A 3,539-nucleotide genomic window follows, 5' to 3' on the forward strand; every position below is an offset into this window, starting at 1 on the left:
CCGAGGCGGCGGCTCACGAGGGGGCGGCGGGCGACCTGGGCGCGTTCGCCCAGGGGGTGGCCGACATTCTCGAGCGCTATGGCGTCGAGCGGTACATCGCCGACGTCGGGTCGCCGTACGTGGCCCGGGAGCAGCGGGTGGTGGGCTCGGTGCCCGTCGACGACCCGGCCCGCGATCGGTGTGTCGCCGAGATCGCGCGCTACGGGTTTCGCACCGAGGCTCGGGTGCTTCGCCCTCTCGAGGTCGTGGTCACCGCGTTTCGTCCTTCCCAGAACCAAGAACCCCCGTCGCCCGTCGAGGCGGCGGCACAGTAGGAGAGCAGCATGGCAACACGTGTGTATGGAATCGATCTGGGCACGACCTACTCGTGCATCTCGTATTGCGACGAGTCCGGACGCCCCGTGGTCGTTCCCAACGCCGAGGGCGAGCTCACGACCCCCTCGGTGGTCTTCTTCGAGAACCCCTCCAACGTGGTGGTGGGCGTGCAGGCCAAGAACGCCAGCAAGGTCGAGCCGGAGCGGGTCGCCGCCTTCGTGAAGCGCAGCATGGGCGACGGTTCGTATCGCTTCAACGTCGACGGGCGCGAGCACACCCCGGAAGAGATCTCGTCGCTGGTGCTGCGCAAGGTGGTGGGCGACGCCGCGCAGGCGCTGGGCGAGCCCATCACCGATGTGGTCATCACCTGCCCGGCCTACTTCGGCAACAACGAGCGAGAGGCCACGAGAAACGCCGGCAAGCTCGCGGGGCTGAACGTGCGGCACATTCTGAACGAGCCCACGGCGGCCGCCATCTGCTACGGGCTCATCAACGCCGGGGTCGAGAAGACGGTTCTCGTGTACGATCTCGGTGGCGGCACGTTCGACATCACGGTCATCGCCATCAAGGAGAAGTCCATCGAGGTGGTCTGCACGGGCGGCAACTTCCGGCTCGGGGGCAAGGACTGGGATGATCGCATCATCGACTACTTCGCCCAGGCCTTCGTCGAGCGCCACCCCGACATCGGTGACCCCCGGGACGATCCGTACGCCTTTCAAGAACTGGTGACGGCGGCGGAGGCCTGCAAGAAGGGGCTGTCGACCAAGGATCGCTGGCCGCAGATGGTGGTGCACGGCGGCGTGCGCGAGCGCGTCGAGCTCACCCGCGAGAAGTTCGAGGAGATCACGGCCGATCTGCTCGAGCAGACGGTCGAGCTCACCCGTAATGTGCTCGAGCAGGCGAAAGAGCGCGGCTACAGCCGCATCGATCAAGTGCTGCTGGTGGGCGGGTCGAGCAAGATGCCCGCGGTGGCGAAGCGGCTGGGCGAGGTGTTTGGCATCGAGTCGCAGCTGTTCGAGCCCGATCTGGCGGTGGCCAAGGGCGCTGCCCTGATGGGGGTGCGGCTCGTGGCGGGCGAGCTTCTGCGCGAGGCCATTGCCGCCGACCGCGGGGGGCAGGCGGCCGACGTCGACCTCGAGCAGGTCGATCGAAAGACGCTCGAAGACGTCGCCCGCAAGGTGGCGGCGGACGGGGGGCGCGTGCTGCGCCTGCCGGGCAAGGAGCTGGCCGACTACGCCAGCACGCGGGTGCGAAACGTGAGCTCGAAGGCGTTCGGCGTGGCCATCGTCGACGATCGTGACAATGACAAGGTCGCGCATCTCATCGGCGCCAACACGCCGCTTCCGGCCGAGCACCTCGAGACGGGGTTCGGTACGCGAGTGGCCAACCAGGTGACGGTTCGCCTGCGCGTCATGGAGCAGGCGGGCGAGGTGGCCTCGAGCGTCTTCGAAGACAATCGCCTCATCGGTGACGGCGAGCTTACCGGCCTTCCCCAGCCCCTGCCGGCGGGCGCTCCCATTCACGTCAAGTTTCGCCTGCGCGAGGACGGCACGCTCGAGGTGATGGGCTTCGAGCCGAACTCGAAGCGCGAGGTGACCTTTCAGATCAAGGTCGATGGCATTCTCTCAGACGAAGAGGTGGCCGAGCGACGCTCTGATCTGATGCAAATCCAGGTCTCCTAGTGAAAGAGGCGGAGGCTGCGGGCCAGGCGAGCACCCCATTCGACGCCGTGGCCTATCAAGAGACCGTTCTGAAGCCCGCCCTCGCGGCGTTTCACGCCGATGGGTCGCTGCCGGACTACTTTGCCCGCTACGGCCTCTCGCCCGACGTGAGCGACGGCGATGTGATCCGGCGGGCCATCAGTGACGTGCTCTCGTATTGGAACCGGCAGAAGAACAACGCCAGCTACGGGCCCCTGCTCGGCGTGCTGCTCGAGCCCAAGGAGGTCGAGCGCACCCGAACCGTTCTCACCGATCCCCGGCGAAGGCTCGAACAGCGCACCGCGGTCGAGGCCATGCGCAGAGAGCAGGCCCTGGGCGCGGAGCGCGAGCTCGAATCGTACGTCCGGATCATCGCCGCGAAGGGCTACCGCACGGCCGAAGAGACCCAGCGCATCATCACGCGGTTCAAGACACGGGGATTCACGGTTGCCCAGATCGAGGAGCGGCTCAAGGTTCCGCTGCGCGATGGGTCTCGTTCGCAGGCTCTCGACGAGGGGCTGCCGGCGTCTACGAGGGCGAACATTCGCAAGCACCTGGCCGTGTTCAAGCAGAAGACGCTGTACGACTTCATCGGTGTCGCGCCCGACGCACCGGTGGCCGAGGTCGAGGCGCGCTACGAAGAGACGGTCGAGAGCTGGAAGAGCCGACCGGTCAGTGAGCAGAAGGCGGCTGCCCAGGTGCTTCTGGCGCAGGTCAAGCTGTACCTCATCAACGAAGACGGATCGCGCTATCGCGCCGCACTCGACTACGAGCGTCTCGAGGGGCTGCGGTCGCGTCTCGAGGTTGCGGCGGCCGACAAGCGCATCGATCGCCACGAGTTCAGCGCCCTGCGCGTCTGGGCCGTCGAGCAGGGCATCGCCGACGCGGCGGCCACCGACATCATTCTCGCCATGGCCGATCAGATCAAGGCGCATGTCGAGTGGACCGATACGCCATTCGTGGTCTGCGGCTACTGCAACGCCGCCACGCCCGACGAGCCGTCGGTGCAGCACTGCCGCGCCTGCGGCGAGCCGCTGCGCATCGAGTGCGCGCAGTGCAAGGCGTCGATGTCGACGAGCCAGACGGCGTGCACCGCGTGCGGGTACCATCTCACGTCGTATCTGCGCCTGCGAAGCCTCACCCCCCGTTTCGAGCAGGCCCTCGATCTCGGCGATCTGCGTGCCGCGTCGGCCCTGCTCGAGCAGTGCAGGGGCGTGCTGCCCAAGGGGGCTGAGCTGAGCCGTCTCGGTCAGGCCCTCGAGGCCCGGCGCGAGGCGCTCGAGTCGCTGAGACGCAGCTTCGACGAGTGCGTACGCACCCGTCTGCGGTCTGCGGCCCAGACCTTGCGGCTGCTCACGTCGGTGGCGCCGGGATATGTGGGGGCCGACGGTCGGGGGGTGGGCGATCTCGAAGCGGTTCTCGAGACCTTTCAGCAGCGCTTCCGCGACGCCGTGCAGGCGGGTGAGCAGCACCTCGAGGCGGGGCGCGGTGACGAGGCATGGTCGGCCTTTCGCGTCGCGGCCG

The 3,539-nt window shown here is 67.6% G+C and carries 3 protein-coding genes; all 3 read left to right on the top strand.

Annotated elements, in window-relative coordinates:
- Window positions 1-314, top strand: a 314-nt coding sequence (grpE, locus tag EB084_21850; GenBank protein NDD30909.1) for a nucleotide exchange factor GrpE, incomplete at its 5' end; no start/stop codon positions are given.
- Window positions 315-323: 9 nt separating this feature from the next.
- Window positions 324-1,997, top strand: a complete 1,674-nt coding sequence (locus EB084_21855; GenBank protein NDD30910.1) for an Hsp70 family protein — start codon at window positions 324-326, stop codon at window positions 1,995-1,997.
- Window positions 1,997-3,539: zinc ribbon domain-containing protein (locus tag EB084_21860; GenBank protein ID NDD30911.1), on the top strand; the 1,543-nt coding region annotated here is incomplete at its 3' end. The genes EB084_21855 and EB084_21860, both read left to right, overlap by 1 nt.

Source organism: Pseudomonadota bacterium (assembly GCA_010028905.1).
Lineage (GTDB): Bacteria > Vulcanimicrobiota > Xenobia > RGZZ01 > RGZZ01 > RGZZ01.

Coding starts and splice junctions, on each gene's coding strand:
- EB084_21855 (NDD30910.1), top strand. CDS start 324: ATGGCAACACGTGTGTATGGAATCGATCTGGGCACGACCTACTCGTGC.